Source organism: Nocardia transvalensis, from assembly GCF_015477765.1.
Lineage (GTDB): Bacteria > Actinomycetota > Actinomycetes > Mycobacteriales > Mycobacteriaceae > Nocardia > Nocardia transvalensis_A.
The window spans coordinates 372885-388641 of the sequence record NZ_JADLQQ010000003.1 but is presented as its reverse complement, the minus strand read 5'-3'; the positions used below and the strand labels follow the sequence as shown (position 1 = coordinate 388641).

Annotated in this window: 15 protein-coding genes; 5 read left to right on the top strand and 10 right to left on the bottom strand. The window is 66.6% G+C overall.

The features are described from left to right. Window positions 1-19: 19 nt before the first annotated feature. The 3 genes from lhgO (at window position 20) to IU452_RS09880 (ending at window position 2456) form a co-directional block, all read left to right on the top strand. Entirely contained in the window at window positions 20-1204 is a 1185-nt protein-coding gene (lhgO, locus tag IU452_RS09890) for an L-2-hydroxyglutarate oxidase (RefSeq protein WP_416382296.1), read from the top strand. Window positions 1205-1332: 128 nt separating this feature from the next. After that, window positions 1333-1848, top strand: a complete 516-nt coding sequence (locus IU452_RS09885; protein WP_195108649.1) for an SRPBCC family protein — start codon at window positions 1333-1335, stop codon at window positions 1846-1848. Window positions 1849-1859: 11 nt separating this feature from the next. Then, window positions 1860-2456: a ribonuclease H family protein gene (locus IU452_RS09880; RefSeq protein ID WP_195108648.1), complete on the top strand. Its 597-nt coding sequence runs from the start codon at window positions 1860-1862 to the stop codon at window positions 2454-2456. Between the two features lie 187 nt (window positions 2457-2643). Here the strand turns inward: IU452_RS09880 and IU452_RS09875 are convergent, their stop codons facing one another. The 9 genes from IU452_RS09875 to IU452_RS09835 all read right to left on the bottom strand — a co-directional run bounded on the left by IU452_RS09875 (window position 2644) and on the right by IU452_RS09835 (window position 12271). After that, window positions 2644-3534, bottom strand: coding sequence for a hypothetical protein (locus tag IU452_RS09875; RefSeq protein WP_195108647.1), 891 nt, complete (start codon window positions 3532-3534; stop codon window positions 2644-2646). A gap of 135 nt (window positions 3535-3669) precedes the next feature. After that, on the bottom strand, window positions 3670-4839 hold the full coding sequence (locus IU452_RS09870; protein ID WP_195108646.1) for an MlaD family protein: 1170 nt from the start codon (window positions 4837-4839) through the stop codon (window positions 3670-3672). Next, complete coding sequence (locus IU452_RS09865; RefSeq protein WP_195108645.1) at window positions 4836-5957, bottom strand: MCE family protein; 1122 nt, start codon at window positions 5955-5957, stop codon at window positions 4836-4838. The genes IU452_RS09870 and IU452_RS09865 overlap by 4 nt, the downstream gene beginning before the upstream one ends. Beyond that, the gene (locus IU452_RS09860) at window positions 5954-7042 is read right to left on the bottom strand and encodes an MCE family protein (RefSeq protein WP_228817099.1); all 1089 of its coding nucleotides are present in this window, start codon (window positions 7040-7042) and stop codon (window positions 5954-5956) included. The genes IU452_RS09865 and IU452_RS09860 overlap by 4 nt, the downstream gene beginning before the upstream one ends. An 8-nt stretch (window positions 7043-7050) precedes the next feature. Continuing rightward, window positions 7051-8046, bottom strand: a complete 996-nt coding sequence (locus tag IU452_RS09855) for an MCE family protein (protein ID WP_195108643.1) — start codon at window positions 8044-8046, stop codon at window positions 7051-7053. Next, the gene (locus IU452_RS09850; RefSeq protein WP_195108642.1) at window positions 8046-9089 is read right to left on the bottom strand and encodes an MCE family protein; all 1044 of its coding nucleotides are present in this window, start codon (window positions 9087-9089) and stop codon (window positions 8046-8048) included. The genes IU452_RS09855 and IU452_RS09850 overlap by 1 nt, the downstream gene beginning before the upstream one ends. Continuing rightward, window positions 9086-10573, bottom strand: coding sequence for an MlaD family protein (locus IU452_RS09845; protein WP_195108641.1), 1488 nt, complete (start codon window positions 10571-10573; stop codon window positions 9086-9088). The genes IU452_RS09850 and IU452_RS09845 overlap by 4 nt, the downstream gene beginning before the upstream one ends. An 11-nt stretch (window positions 10574-10584) precedes the next feature. Next, entirely contained in the window at window positions 10585-11448 is an 864-nt protein-coding gene (locus IU452_RS09840; RefSeq protein WP_195108640.1) for an ABC transporter permease, read from the bottom strand. A 4-nt stretch (window positions 11449-11452) separates the two neighbouring features. Continuing rightward, window positions 11453-12271, bottom strand: a complete 819-nt coding sequence (locus IU452_RS09835; protein ID WP_195108639.1) for an MlaE family ABC transporter permease — start codon at window positions 12269-12271, stop codon at window positions 11453-11455. A gap of 560 nt (window positions 12272-12831) precedes the next feature. On the opposite strand from IU452_RS09835, the gene IU452_RS09830 reads away from it, so the two are divergent. Beyond that, window positions 12832-13503, top strand: a complete 672-nt coding sequence (locus IU452_RS09830; RefSeq protein ID WP_195108638.1) for a S1 family peptidase — start codon at window positions 12832-12834, stop codon at window positions 13501-13503. A 42-nt stretch (window positions 13504-13545) separates the two neighbouring features. Here IU452_RS09830 and IU452_RS09825 read toward each other — a convergent pair whose 3' ends face one another. Then, window positions 13546-15087: an MFS transporter gene (locus IU452_RS09825; RefSeq protein ID WP_416382305.1), complete on the bottom strand. Its 1542-nt coding sequence runs from the start codon at window positions 15085-15087 to the stop codon at window positions 13546-13548. A 138-nt stretch (window positions 15088-15225) separates the two neighbouring features. Between IU452_RS09825 and IU452_RS09820 the strand changes: the two genes are divergently transcribed. Then, window positions 15226-15750, top strand: coding sequence for a DUF6764 family protein (locus IU452_RS09820; RefSeq protein ID WP_195108637.1), 525 nt, complete (start codon window positions 15226-15228; stop codon window positions 15748-15750). Window positions 15751-15757: the final 7 nt, after the last annotated feature.

Genomic DNA, 15757 nt, shown 5'->3' with positions numbered 1-15757 from the left:
GTGTGTGAGACTGCCAGGCGTGTACGACTACTGCGTGATCGGCGGCGGCATCGTGGGTGTGGCCACCGCGCACCGGATCCTGCAGACCCGGCCCGGGGCGAGCCTGGTGCTGCTGGAGAAGGCCGAGCGGTTGGCCGTACATCAGACCGGGCACAACAGCGGCGTGATCCACTCCGGGATCTACTATGCCCCGGGCAGCCTCAAGGCGCGGATGTGCCGCCGGGGCGCCCGGTGGACCAAGGAATTCGCCGCGGCGCACGGCATTCCGTACGAGGTGTGCGGAAAGCTGCTGGTGGCCACGGATGCCGCGGAGTACGAGCGCATGCTGGCGCTGCACGAACGGTCGGTCACCAACGGTGTCGATGTCGAATTGCTCGACGCCGCCGAACTGGCCCGCCGCGAATCGAATGTCACCGGTGTGGGTGCGCTGTTCGTTCCCGACACCGGCATCGTCGACTACACCCGCATCACCGAGGCCCTGGCCGACCTGGTGCGCGCGGGCGGGGGTGAGATCGTGCTCGGCGCGCCCGTCGCCGCCGTCGACGAGGCCTCCGATGCGGTCACGGTCTCCGGTCCCACGGGGTCGTGGAGGGCACGACGACTCGTCGCGTGCGCGGGGTTGCAGGCCGATCGGGTTGCGCGGTTGGCGGGGCTGCGAGTCGGGCTGCGTATCGTCCCCTTTCGGGGTGAGTACTACCAGTTGCCGCCCGCGCGCAAAGGGTTGGTGTCCACGCTCATCTATCCCATTCCGGATCCGGAACTTCCGTTTCTGGGCGTGCACCTGAGCCCCACCATCGACGGGGAGCTCACCGTCGGGCCCAATGCGGTGCTGGGACTGGCGCGGGAGGGCTACCGCAAGGGCAGTGTCGATCTGCGGGATGCCCGAGAGGTGTTGGGTTACCGCGGTTTTCACCGCGTTGCCGCGGCCAATGTCCGCACCGGCCTGCGCGAGCTGCGCAATTCGTTGTTCAAGCGCGGATATCTGGCCGAATGCCGCAAGTACTGCCCGGATTTGACGCTTGCCGACCTGTTGCCGCGCGAGGCGGGCATCCGCGCGCAGGCGGTGCTGCCCGATGGAACGCTGGCGCACGACTTCCTGATCGAGCGCACCGACCGCTCGATTCACGTTCTCAACGCACCCTCCCCGGCGGCCACCTCCGCACTGCCGATCGCCGAGCATATCGTCGCCCAATTGGACGACTGACCCATTTGCCCTGTTCGTCCGGTATGCGCACAACGCGCCGAAGTCCTCGAGTTATTCGCAGGTAAACCGTTCAATAAAGAGGATTTCTGTAGTACTTTTGTCGGAGCCGTGGAACAGGGAGTAAGCCTATGGGCCACATCAGGTACGCGAGCGACGTCGGGGCTCCGGTGGAGATCGCGTTCACGTACACGGACAACCACCTGTTCGTGCCGGACTGGATGGTCGGCATCACAGCATTCGACCCGGTCGGCGACGCCGACCACGGGCCGGGTGCGGTATATGCCGCCAGCGTCCGGCTCGGGTTGTGGCACACCACGGTCGAGTGTGAGATCACCGAGTACCGCCGCAATGCGGTCATCGGATACACGCTGCGCAGGCGCCGGCCGGGGAAGGTGGCGCCTGCGCATTCCGAGCCGCCGCCCGCCACGCTCGGCATCCTCACGCTGCGCTTCGATCCGCTGGGCTACGCGCGGTCGGTGCTGACCGCCGAGGTCGATTTCCGCCCGCCGCGCGGATGGCTGGGCCGGATGGGCGGCACGGTGATCGACGCGGCGGTCACCTCCGTGGTGCGGCGCAGCGAATCGCAATTGCGCAGAGAGATCGAGGATTTTCACGGCACCGACCTTGTCGGCCGGATTGCGTAGGGTAGGCGACCATGATCATCGTGAGCACCGACGGATCCTGCCTTCGAAATCCCGGCGGCGCCATCGGGTGGGCGTGGGTGAATCATCAGGGCACCTCGGCAAGTGGGGGAGCCGCGGTGGGCACCAACCAGATCGCCGAGCTGCGTGCGGTGCTCGAGGCGATCGTCGCGCATCCGGATCAGGAACCGCTGCTCATCGAGAGCGATTCGCTCTATGCGATCAAATGCGCCTCGGAATGGCTGTCCGGCTGGCGGCTCAACGGCTGGCGCACCTCCACCGGCAGCCCGGTGAAGAACGTCGAACTCGTCCAGCACATCGATCACGCCATCGCCACCCGGCCCGGCCCTGTCCGGTTCCGCTGGGTGCGCGGCCACGTCGGCAACTACTTCAACGAACAGGCCGACAAACTGGCGGGTGAGGCCGCCCGCGCCGCCGCGGCGGACGCGGACCCACTCCCCACCGGAACCGCCGACCTGCCACCCCTACCGACTGTCGACACCGCAGCACCGGTCCTCGAAGTCGTGACACCCGTAGCGAAAGAGGCCACGGCAAAGCCCAAGACAGTCCGCGCGAAGCCCGACACGTCCGACACCCTCACGCTGTTCTGAGGCCGGGAACGACCTACTCGTCGCTCCCGGCCTGCATACCCACCTCGTCGTTCCCGGCCGGGCTGCCCAACTCGTTGTTCCCGGCCTGCGCACCCAACTTGTTGTCCCCGGCCGGGCTGCCCAACTCGCTGCTCCTGGGCTGTGTGCCCACCTCATCATTCCCGGCGTGTTCTTCGCCGGGAGCACCTCAGCGGCCGGGCTGGGTGGTGCCGGGCGGGGCGGGGGCGCTGGGCTCGGGCTGGCCGGACTGGGGGTTGGTGCCCGGGGCCGGCTGCTGGCCCTCGCCGCCGGGGATCGGTCCGGCCGGGCCGCCCTTGGAGACCGGGGAGTCGAACTTCGACACCAGCCACTTGCCGTCCTTCTTCTCCAGGTGGACGACACCCGGGAGGGTCAGCTTGTCCGGCTGCGGTACCGCGGCATTGGTCTGCTCCTGGGTGAGGATCACCACCACATTGGCCTCGTTCTCGTTGCCCGACTCCCACGCACAGTGGATCTCGTCGAGCTTGGAACGGGCCTGCACGCTGGTCATGGCCTGCTTGAGCGTGTCGGTGGCGTCCTTGAAGAACTGGCCCCACTCACCGGTAGACAGGTCGTTGACCTGCTTGAAGTAGGGGTCGAGATTCTTCGAGTCGTAAGTGCCGACGGCCCTGCCGAAATCGCAGGCAGCACGGGTCGCCGAATCCCGGGCATCGAGCTCGTTCCCGCGATCGTCGGCCTGTTTCCAGAACACCACGATCGCGGTCACCGCCGCGACCAGCAGCACCCCGGCGACGAACGCGGCCGCGATCGGCACCCAGGGCGTCCCCGAGCCACCCTTGGAAGGCCGCTCGGCACTGTTCGTCTCGGCGATCGGCGGAGCCGTCTGCGTCGGAGAGGCAGTCTCGAGCTTCACCGTCTCGTCGGCAGGCTTTACCGCCTCGGTCTTGGCTGCATCCGCCTTGTCTGCATCCGCCGTGGGCTGCTCGGAGTCGAATTTGGCCGTCACGTCCGCGGCGGTGCTGTCTTGCGGCCGATCGCCTTTCGCGGTCGCCGCGGCGTCGGTATTCGGATTGTCCTTGGCAGCGTCGTCATCGGACATGAAGCGATCTGTCACCTTCCCGGCGCGCCGCGAGGCACACCGTGTAGCCGGATAGGTCCGGGGCATCCCGGATCGGACGGGTTCTCTCGGCGAGTATGCCCGTTCCGATGGTGTTTCCACCGGACGGGCACGTTCTCACCGCACCGGGGGCAGGGTTCGTTCGTTCGGATCGACCCCTGCCGGCATTTGGGCGCCATTATTGGGCACATCGGGCCGAGGCGCATTCGCCGAACCGCGGATCTGCTGGTCCGGAGGCGGGTTGATGCAGTAGTTCCACCTCGGCAACGTACCGTCCTGGACCACGTAGGGCGCGACAGGCTTGGAGGCGTACTGGCAGAACGGACGCGGCCAGATGTCGGCAAGAGTGTGGAACTCGTTGTCGTGTGCCGGCACACCGGCCGCCGAACTGCCCACCACCAGGGCCGGGAACAGCGCACGCAGCGCGGGCTGGCGCAGCTGCGCCGCCCTGGTCATGGCCGCGAAATTGGCGGCCAGGCTGGTGATCGGGTCGGCGGTCTTGTCCAGCACCGCACCCAACTGTTCCATCTGGCCCGGCGCCTTGTCGAGCACCCGCTTCAACTCCTCGTTGGCATTGTTGAACTGGGTCAACAACGATCCCGAATTCTGGGTCAAGGTGCCCAGATCCGGCTGCGCGTTGGAGGTGGTCGAGGCGATCGTCCGCAGATTCGCCAGCAGGTTGGCGGTCTGCGGCAACAGGTTGTCCAGGCCTGCGGTCACCAGACTCAGCGCATTGATCATGTCCCGCAACTGATCCGGCCCACCGCTGAGCGCGGTGTCCAACTCGGTCAGGATGACATTGAACCGATCCGGATCGATCTGGGCGAAGAACGCGCTGGAATTGTCCAGCACCGACCACACCGGAGTGGGCGTGCGCACCTTCTGCGGATCGAAGGTGATCACCGCACCGTCGGCCAGATACGGACCGCTGTCGGTCAGCGGACGGAAGTCGATGTACTGCTCGCCCGCACCGGACAGCGCCTGCACGGCGACGGTGGTGTCGACGGGAATCCGGTAGCGGCTGTCGATTTCGGCCTCGGCCGCGATCGAGGCGCCCCGATCGGCCAGCCTGATCGAGTTCACCTTGCCCACCCGATAGCCGCGCAGGGTCACGTCGTTGCCCGGCTGCAGACCGCCGGAACGATCGAGATTCACAGTGACGGTATAGGACTCGCGCAGCGGATTGATCCGCATCACGGTGATCGCGAGGTAGGTCGCGCCGAGGACCAGCGCGAGCACCAGGCCCAGATTCGACAGCAGCAGCTTGTGCCGCGTCAGCCAGCTCACCGGTGGCCTCCCGTCACCCGGGCGTACACGATCTGCAGCACTTGGATCAGGCTGCCCTGCATGTCGTGCAGATCGCGCAGGTCGAAGAATTTGCCCTGCGGGGGATCGCTGAGCAGGCTCGAGTTGAGCGAAGTGACGATGAGCGCATTGGCCAGGGAGTTGCCCTTGAACGTGTTATCGATCTTCGGCCGGATCTCGTGGAACGCGTCCAGCAGGGGGCCGAGATCGTTCTCGGTGCGCGACAGCGCGTCCATCAGCTTGTGCACGTTGTCGAGCAGGTCGGCCAGCTGCGAGCCGGTGGTGGTGGAGTAGTCGCCGAGGGCGGCACTGGTGGTCGACACCTTGGTCAGCAGATCGCCGATCTGCTTATTGTTCTCGGAAATGGTGCCGATCATGCCCGGCAGCGTGTCGGCCACCTGGCCCAGTTCGTTGTGCCGCGCCTCGATGGTGTGGGCCAGCGCGCTGAACCCGTTGAGCGTGCTGTCGATTCGCTCGCTGTTGCTGTGCAGGGTGGTGGTCACGCTGGTCATCTGGCGGATCAGGTTGGCCAGCTGGTCGGGACGGCCGCCCACCACCGAATCCAGCTCCGAGGTCAACTTGCCCAGGGCCGCGACGCCGCCGCCGTTGAACAGCATGGAGATCGACAGCAGCAGCTCCTCGACCGTGGCGCCGGCCGAGGTCTTATCGATGCCGATGGTGTCACCGCTCTTCAACAGCTGCGTGCCCGGTTCGGTCTTCGGTTTGGACACCGCGACGAAAACGTCACCGAGCGGGGTGGCCTGGCGCAGTTCCGCGGTGGACCCCTCCGGCAGTTCGATGTCCTTGCGGATGGTCAGATCCACGATGGCCTGGAAATTCTTGGTTTCGATGTGGGTGACCACCCCGACGTCCGAACCACCGATCTTGACCTTTGCCTGATCGGGCAGGTTCAGCGCATTGGCGAAGACCGCGTGCACGGTGTAGGTGTCACCGGTCACGCCCGGCTTGGGCAGCGGCAGCTTCTCCACGGTCAGGCCGCAGCCCGACGCCGCCGTGGCCACCCCGACCGAGGCCGCCAGCGCCACCAGCGCCCGCCGCGTGCGCACCGAAAACCGCGCTCGTGCAGTCGATCCCGTCATTTGGTCAATCCCAACAGTGCCGCAGTCAACCCGAGATCGGGTCCGAAATCTTCGATCCTGCCGGTCCGGCAGCCGTCCGACCTCATCTGGATGCGTTCGCAGAACAGGCTCACGATCTCACCGGACAGTGCCGTGCCCACGACCGCGTGCAGCCGGATGTACCCGTGCTGCCGGTTGACCGAGCGGTCCAGGTTCTGCAGGAACAGCGGGGCCACATCGACGACCTCGGTGACGCCGGCGGCGTTGCGACGCAGCTGATCGGTGACCGCGGTCAGGCCGGTGAGGCTGGTGGCCAGCTGATCCTGATACTGCCCGAATGCACCGCTGGTGTTGGCCAGGAAGCCGTTGAGCTGGTCCAGGGTGGCCTGCAGGCCGGGCGCCTGTTCGGCCAGCAGCTGCGACAGCTGGGTGGTCCGATTGCTGAAATCGCGCACCGACTGGTCGTTCTCGGACAGCATGGTGGTCAGCTCGTTGAGCTTCACGATGATGGTCGACACCGCGTCCTTGTTGTCCACGCCGACCTTCAGCGCGCCGGACAGCGCATTCAGGGTGTCGCGGATCTTCTCACCCTGGCCGTTGACCATGTCGTAGAGCAGCGTGCCCGACAGCGGCCCGACATTGTTGCCCGGCGCGGGCTTCAGGGCGGCGGCGAACTGATCGATGGTCTTGATCATCGTGTCCAGTTCGACCGGCGTGCGGGTCTGCTCGACGGTCAGATGCGACTTGTCGGGCAGGGTGGGGCCGCCGGTGTATCGCGGCGTCAGCTCGATGTGGCGGTCGGTGACGATCGACGGCGAAATCAGCGCCGCCGTCACATCTTTCGGAATCTTCACATCGCCGTTGATGACCATGTGGACCTCGGCGAACTGACCCTTGGGCACGATCTTGTCCACCTTGCCGACCTCGAGGCCCAGCACAGTGATCGGGTTGCCCTCGAACATGCCCGCGATATTGCGGAAGTCGGCGGTGATGTGCGTGGTGGTGCCCACGGCGTCCTGCACCTCGGTCGGCATGATCGAGCAGCTGCCCACGGCGAGCGCGGCGGCACCGATCACGAACGCCTCGACGGCACGAATCAGTTTCATCCCTGGCCTCATCCCTGGCACCCCTCGACGACGCGGGCAAAGCACAACCAGTTGTCCGGGAACAGCCACGGCAGACCGACCTCACCGTACGGGCCGTTGCCGAGGGCATTGTTGAAGTAGCGCAACGACACCGGCATGATCTGCAGCAACCGCTCCAGATTGTCCCTGTTCTTCTGCAAACCCTCGGAGATGGTGTTGAGCTGCTCGATGGTGGGGCCGAACTGGTTGTCGTTCTCCGCACCGATCTCCTGCAGCTTCTGGGTCAGCGCCGCCACATTGTCGAGCAGCTGGCGCAGCAGCGCCTGCCGCTCCATGACCCGGTTGGCGATGGCCTCGCCCTGGGTGATCACCAGCAGCACGCTGTTGCGGTTGTCGCCGAGGATCTTGGTGACCCGGTCCAGGTCCTTCAGCAGCGAATCGACCTGATCGCGGCGGTCGTTGATGGTCTTGGCCAGTGCGCCGACGCTGTCGAGCGCCTGCGCGGTGAGCTGTGGCGAGCCGTTGATCTGATCGCCGAGCACCTCGAGCGATTCGGTCAGCTTCTTGGTGTCGAGGGCCTCGAACTTCGGCGTGCCGATCTGCACCACATCGGCCAGGTTGTACGGAACGGCCGTGTTGTTCTTGGGAATACGGTTGCCCTTCAGACCCGATCCGTCGCCCGGTTCCAGGTCGACGTAGCGGGCACCGAGCAGCGTCGCCATCTTGATCGACGCCTTGGCGTCCGGGCCGAGTTTCACATCGTTGCTGACCTGCAACGTGAGCAGCACGTGGTCGCCCTCGAGTTCGGCGCCCGAGACCTGGCCGACCTGCACACCGGCGACGTCGACCTTGTCGCCGACCTTCACACCGGCGGTCTGCGCGAATTCGGCCTTGATGTCGCTGGTTCCGACGCCCAGCTTCTTGTAGCTACTGGAGGCGATCAACAGCACGACGATCACCACCACGCCGATGATGCCGAGCCAGAAGTAGCGGTTGGCGTTGAAACGTTTCCTGATCGTGGTCATCATGGCCGGCACACCGCCGAGTGGGAGTTGCCGCCGATCTGGGTCGCCAGACCGCGCGGGAGCAGAACACCGTAGAGCGAGACGTCCAAGCTGCAGACGTAGGCGTTGGCGTAGGTGCCTTCGGAGGTCATCCGGCCGAGATTCGAGAGCAGATCCGGCACGTCCACGGCCGCCTGGTCGAGCTTGGCGCCGTTGGCGATCAGCAGGGTCAGCGCGTCACGGGTGGAGGTTTGCGCCGCGTTGATCTTGGGTTGCACCTGGTTGATCATGTCCACCAGCGAGGTGGTGGCGGTGGCGATCTGCACCGTCGAGGACTGCAGCGACTGACCCTGGTCGTACAGTCCGCCGATCAGTGCCCGGGTCTGGGTCACCAGCGTCTCCAATTCGTCGCCTCGTTTGGCCAGTCCCTGCATCACGGCCGACAGGTTGGTGATCACGTCGGACAGGATGGCGTCGCGGCGCTGGAAGTCACCGGCCACCGCCGCGGCCTGGGTGATGAACGCGCTCAACGAGACTCCGTCACCCTGCAACGCCTGGATGAAGGTGTTGGACAGGTTGTTGACCTGCTCGGGCTGCAACACCTGGAACAGCGGCTGGAAACCGTTGAGCAGACCGGAGATATCGAACGACGGCTCGGTTCGGTCCACCGGGATCGAGCCGTGATTCTTCAGCGGCGTGTTGTCGCCCTTGTTCCCCGGGGCCAGCGCCACGTACCGCTGACCGATCAGGTTCTGGTAGCGGACAAGGGCTTTGGTGTTGTTGTAGAGGGTCTGGTTGCGCTGCACCACGAAGGTGACCTTGGCGACATGGCTCTTCGTCTCGGGCGTGCGCTGCACCTCGATCTTCTCGACCTTGCCGACCCGGACACCGGCCATCCGGACATCGTCGCCCTCGCGCAGGCCGAGCACATCGGTGAAGGTGGCGCTGTAGGTGTTGGTGGGGCCGCCGACGGTGCGCGCCAAGGTATTCCAGACCACCACGGTGACCAGGATCGAGACGATGGCGAAGATGCTGAACCCGATCAGCGGTTTGCGAATGCTCATCGGCCTGCACCGCTTTCGGTGACTTGCAAGGTTCCACCCCTCAGGATCGAGCGCAACAGCAGGTATTCGGCAGTGGTGGGGTTGCGGCCGAGCAACGCCGTGATGGCGGCATCACCGGTGTAGGCGATCGGCTTGGCCGCCGGAGTGCTGCCGGGAGGGGGCGGCGGGGCGGCCGGCGCGGGGGCGGGCTGCCCCGGAACGGGCAATCCGAGCATCGGGAACAGGCCCTCCAGCGGGGTTCCCGCCAGCGGGTTGGGCGGTTTGGTCGGATCCTGCGGCGCCGCGGCCTGCGTGTCCGGGGCGGTGAAGCCCGGGACGGCGGGCAGGCCCGGCATCGGGATCGCCGGGGGCAGTCCCTTGGCCGAATCCAACGCGCGCGGCTTCATCGAATCCGGCAGCGGCGGGAGCGTCGCCTCCAGCGGCGCGGTGGCGCAGCTGGGTGCGGGCAGATCGCCGTAGCGCGGGCAGTCGGACCGGTCGTACGGCTTGAACGGGGTGAGGGTGAGCCCGGCGTTCCAGACCATGATCTTGCCCGGACCCCAGTGGAAGGTGGTGCTCAGCGCGCGAATCGAGTTGTTCAGGTTGGCGATCGCCTGCGGGATCGCGTCGGGGTTGTCCGACAGCGCGCCGAACATCGCGCTGGTCCCGCTGGTGACCTCCTTACCCACATCCGGGTTGCGGGCGAACAGCGCATTGACCTTGTCCACCGTCCCGGCCGTGCCGGTGAGCAGCCCCGCCAGTTCGGCACGCTTATCGGAGATGGTCTGTGCGGTCTTCACCGAATCGGCCAGCACCTGCATCAGATCCGGGGCCGAGGAGTTCAGCGCATGGAACGAGGCGGAGAAGTCGTCGAGGGTCTGATCCACGTTCGGCACCGCCGCGCGCACCTGGGTCAGCCAGTTGTCCAGCCGCTCCACGGTGGAGCCCGGCACCCGGCCGCTGCCGTCGAGGGCATAGGACAGGGTGCTCAGCACCCGGCCCAGCTGCACCGGGTCGATCTTGTTGAGGATGCTGCGGACCGTGGTCAGCGTGTCCTGCAGCGCGATGGTGCCCTCGCTGCGGTCCTCCGCGATCGTCGAACCGGCGCGCAGCGCCGCGGAATCCGGCCCGTTGTAGACCAGTTCGACCGAGGTGACCGCGAACAGGTTGCTCGGCACCACCCGCGCGGTGACATTGGCCGGGATGTCACCGACGTACTCCGGCTTCATCTCGATGTGCACCTGCTGCAGTTCACCCTTGGCCGCCACCGACACGTCCTTGACGGTGCCGACCAGCACGCCGCGGAACTTCACGTCGGCCTTCTCGGGCAGGCCGTCACCGGTGGTGGTCATATTCGCGGTGACGTCGACCTTCGGATGCATGATCGCGCCTTGGTAGCGGGCCATCAGGAAGACCAGCACGAGCACGAACACCACCAGCCCGGCGGTTCCGGCGACGAGCAGCTGCCGCATCGTCGGTCCGCGTCCACTCGGATCGATGATCATTGCCGCGCCCCCTACCCGGAGATCCTGATGCCGGGATCAATACCCCACACCGCCAAGGTCACGAACAGATCGGCGAACACGACCGCGATGATGCACAGCTTGATGGCACGCCCGGCCGCCATACCCACGCCCTCCGGGCCGCCGGAGGCGAAGAACCCGTAGTAGCACTGGATGAATGTCGTGATCGCCACGAACACAATGGCTTTCCCCAGCGACCACAGCACATCGGTCGGGACCAGGAACTGATAGAAGTAGTGCTGGAAGGTGCCGGTCGCGGTGCCGCCGATCAGCTGCACGGTCAGCGCGCAGGAGATGTAGGCGACCGACAGCGCCAGGCAGTAGAGGGGCACGATCGCAATCATCGCCGCGATCATCCGGGTGCTGACGAGATACGGCAGCGGGCGGATCGCCTGTGCCTCGAGCGCGTCGATCTCCTCGGAGATGCGCATGGCGCCCAGCTGTGCGGTGAACCGGCAACCGGCCTGCGCGGCGAAGGCGACCGTGGCGAAGATGGGACCTAGCTCCCGCGTAGTGGCGAAGGCTGATACGCCGCCGGTGATCGGGCCCAGTCCCAGCAGGTTGAGCGAGTTGTAGCCCTGGAGGCCGACCGTCGTGCCGCCGAATGCGCTGAGGATGAGCACCACCCCGATGGTGCCGCCACCAACTATCAGATTGCCGTTGCCCCAGGTGACATCCGAGAGCAGGCGCCACACTTCCTTCGGATAGTGCTTGAACGCCAACGGCATCGAGCCGATCGACCGCAGGAAGAAGAACACCTGGTGGCCGATGCGCGCCAGCCAGTCGCGCGGGGCTGACGCGGACGACCGGATCCGCTGGAACGGCCGCAGCAGCGGCGGTACATAGGTTGACGACACCGGCTCAGACCACCTGGGGAGGGAACAGGGTGTTGTAAATCTGCGTGATGATCAGATTCACACCGAACAGCATGACCGCGGACAGCACGACGGCGGTGTTCACCGAGTTCGCGACGCCGCCCGGACCGCCGCGGGTGTTCAGTCCGGAATCGCAGGCGATGATCGCCGCGAGCAGTCCGAAGATCAGCGATTTCAGCAGGGCCACAAGCAAGTCGGGGACCACGGCGAACGAGGAGAAGGTGCCGACGTAGGAGCCCGCAGTGCCGTTCTGGGCGAACACGTTGAAAACGTAGCCGGTCAGGAAGCCGACGAAAACCACGAAGCCGCAGAGCAATACCGATACCAGCATGGCGGCGCCGAGCCGGGGTGCCACCAGGCGCCGCAACGGATCGACACCCATCACCTTCATGGCGTCGATCTCCTCGCGGATGGTGCGCGAGCCCAGGTCGGCGCAGATGGCCGAGCCGACCGCGCCGGCGATCATCAGCGAGGTGACCACGGGGGCACCCTGCTGGATCACGGCCAGGCCGTTGGCGGCGCCAATGAACGAGGTCGCACCGACCTGGCTGGCTATCGAACCGACCTGGATGGAAACGATGACGCCGATCGGGATGGCCACCAGCAACGTGGGCGCGGCGGCGACGCTGGCCATGAAGGCGCACTGCCGGACGAACTCCCCGAAGGGGAAGCGGCGCCGGACGATGCTGACGAACAGTTCGGCGACGGCCGCGATCCCCATCGTGACCTGACGCCCGAAGGTCTCGAGTGACCGTTTGGGATGGTCCTGCCAGTACGCCTTCGTCCAGTCGGCCGCCCCACTCATTCGGGATCTCGTGGGTGGACTGTTGGTGAACTGCACTGACTAACCCCTCTCGACGTCGGTTGCCCGCCCCGACGACTGTTTGCTTGAGGCACCTTACTACGGAGTTAGGAAAAACACACCACAAAGTGTGGTTGCAGTCATAGACCCAGATCACGTTCTGCAACCTGCTGTGATCGGCGACATGAAGTTGGTAACAACCACAAAGATCGAGACAAAAATCTGGAACAAGTTCCACTTCTTTGTACTGTTGCCCAACTTCTTCCACTAGTCGGAGAATTTCACGGAACGGTTTTATCGAAATTCGCGACTCGCTCCGGAATGCTGCGTCGAGCCTATCGAGTCGGATGCCCATCGGGCCGCTGCAACACCCGGTGTCGCGCCCGCGACGCGCCGATCCGCACCGGAAATCGGACGCCCACACCCCCGGTCCGTAACGTCTGGATCGTCTGCATCGATCCAGCAAACATCCCGCTGCTACGGGACGCGCCCGCGCCCGAATACTGACAGGATGTAGTAACTACATGGCTTGATATCGTGCGACTTCCGACGTCTGGAGGGACATGTTCACAAAACTCGCCAGGGCGGCTCGAGCCGCCTTCGCCGTCGCTCTGGGCGCGGCGCTGCTCGCGACGGGCGCGGGAGTCGCGCACGCCGATCCCGCACCGGCGGTCATCGGCGGTGGCTCCGGCATCATCGTCAACAACGAGTTCGAATGCACGGTGACCACCGTCGGCCGCGACGGAGCCGGGCGGTTGGTCGGTCTCACTGCGGGTCACTGCGGCGACGGCGGCGCCCAGGTCTGGGCCGAACAGAACCGCGGCGCCGGGGTGATCGGGCACTTCGTCTACTCCAACCACGATCTGGACTACGCCGTCATCCAGTTCGACGAGGGCCGCATCATTCCGGTCAACCGGGTCGGCGGGGTGACGATCACCGGCCTGGGCGCGCCCGCGCAGTTCCCGATGATCATCTGCAAGGAGGGCCGCACCACCGGCAACACCTGCGGCCTCGCCTTCGGTGACGTCTTCCAGACCGACGAGACCTGGGCGCTGATGTGCGTGGTCGAGGGCGATTCCGGCGCGCCCGTGGTGATCGGCACGACCCTGGTCGGCATGGTCAACGCGTACCTGGCCGTGGCGTGCTTCGGCCCGGAGGTCGGCACCAATATGACCGCGATCATGGACGATGTGAACGCGCGCGGTGACGTCGGAGCGGGCTTCCGCCCAATCTAATCTTGCCAACCCCTGCTTGCGGGGCGGTGACTCCAGGTGGAGTTACCGCCCCGCGGTGTGTTCGGGCCGATTCGGTTGTACCGCAGGGCCGGCCACGCCACACTGCGGCAGGCAGTCGACGGTGGGCCGTTCCGGGGTGACCGGGCGGCGAGGTTGCCTGGGCGCGGCCAGCAGGGCGCCCGCCAGCACGGCGCCGAAGACCAGCAGGCCCGCGCAGATCACCATCGCCACGGTGAATCCGTGATCGATCGCGGCGGCGTCCCCGATCGAGCCGGAGATTCCGGCGATTCCGGGGAGCGCGGCCACCGCCAGCAGCTGCGCGGTGCGGGCCACCGCATTGTTGACGCCCGAGGCGATTCCGGCCTCACCGGACGGCACCGCCCCCAGCACCGCCCCGGTCAGCGGCGCGACCAGGGCCGACAATCCGAGCCCGAACACCAGCACGCCGGGCAGCACATCGAACAGGTATCCGGATACGCCGGTCGAGCCGGGCCCGATCCGCAGCAGCAACAGCACCCCGGCCGCGGCCAGCAGCGGCCCGATCGTCATCGGCAGTCGCGCCCCGTGCTGCTGGGCCCACCGGCCCGCCGGGGCCGACAACACCAGCATGAGCAGGGTGATCGGCAGTGTCGCCACCCCCGACGACAGCGGTGAGAAGCCCGCGACCTGCTGCAACTGCAGAACCAGCAGGAAGAACACCCCGCCCAGGGCCGCGTACACCGCCAGCGTCACCAGATTGGCCGCCGTGAAGACGCGCGGCTGGGCAGGCGCGGAATCGAGGCTCGCGGTGGGCGCCCGCGAGCCGGTGAACAGCGCCGGCGGCACCAGCGGATGATCGCTGCGCACCTCGATCACGACGAAGGCCGCCAACAGCACCAGCCCCGCGACCGCGGGCAGCGCCAACTGCTCGATCAATCCGAAGGTGAGCGCACCCAACCCCAGCGCCACCACCACCGCGCCGGGCACGTCCAGCCGCGACGGCGCATCCGGATCCCGGCTCTCCGGGACATGACGCATCGCTACCGCCACGACGACCGCCGCCAGCGGCAGATTGATCAGAAAGATGGAACGCCAACCGGCCACCTCGATCAGCCAGCCGCCCACGAACGGCCCCAGCGCCCCGGCGATGCCGCCGAAACCCGACCACAGGCCGATCGCCGCGCCCTGATCGCGCTCATCGATGGAGGCCGAGATCAACGCGAGACTGCCGGGGGTGAGCATGGCACCGGCCACGCCCTGCACGATCCGGGCCAGCACCAGCATCTGGATATTCACCGCGGCACCGCACAGCACCGAGGCCAACGCGAAAGCGATTGTCCCCCAGACGAATACCTTGCGGCGGCCGAGCCGGTCACCGAGCGATCCGCCCAGCAGGATGAACGACGCCAGGGTGAGGGTGTAGCCGCTGAGCGTCCACTGCAATCCGGCCACCCCGGTGTGCAGCGACTCGCCGATGCGCGGGAGCGCGATGTTGACCACCGTCGCATCCAGCGCCGCCACCGAGGAGCCCAGCACGGTGGCCAGCACGATCCAGCGCCCGGTGGCCGAGCGCAGACGAGGCAACTCCATGGTGCTCACCCGCATCACGCTACGGCTCCACCCGGCACCGGTCACGGATTCGACACGGACCGGTCCGTCGGCGACGTGGCCGGGAGCCGAATTCGATCTTGCGGCAACTCATCCGGTTATGGTGAGAAGAGCCCGGCCCGAAGGGAGCAGACGGTGAAGGTATTCAGCGCGATCCTGTGTTCGGCCGCCGCGGCAGGTGCCTGTGTGGGGGCGACGACAACGGCTTCGGCAACCGGTGTGCATTGCGATTCCGACGACGGGGGGGATATCACGATCGTCGCCGGTGCCACCGCCTGCCGGGCCACCGTCGCCGATTCCGGCCATGCTCGGGCGGTCGGCTTCGACGGGGTGGGTTACGCCAAGGCAACCGCGGGGGCGATGGCGTTGGGTGTCGGTGCATCAGGGGGTATCGGTGCCAGCGAGGGCACGACCGGGGTTCCGGTCGCGATCGGCCTCGGGCCGAACGCCGTCGCCCTCACCTCGCTCGACGACGCGGCGGGTGCCGGTCGCGTCGGGCTCTCGGTGGCGATGAGCGGCTCTGCGGCACAGGTGATTTCCGCCGACCGCTCGGCCGCCTGCCTGGGTACGGTGGCGTTGGCGTGGGATTCCCGCACCGGTGCCACATGCCTGGCCACCCCGGTGGGGATCTGGCGTACCCCGCCCGCCGCGTTACCCTGATCTTCGG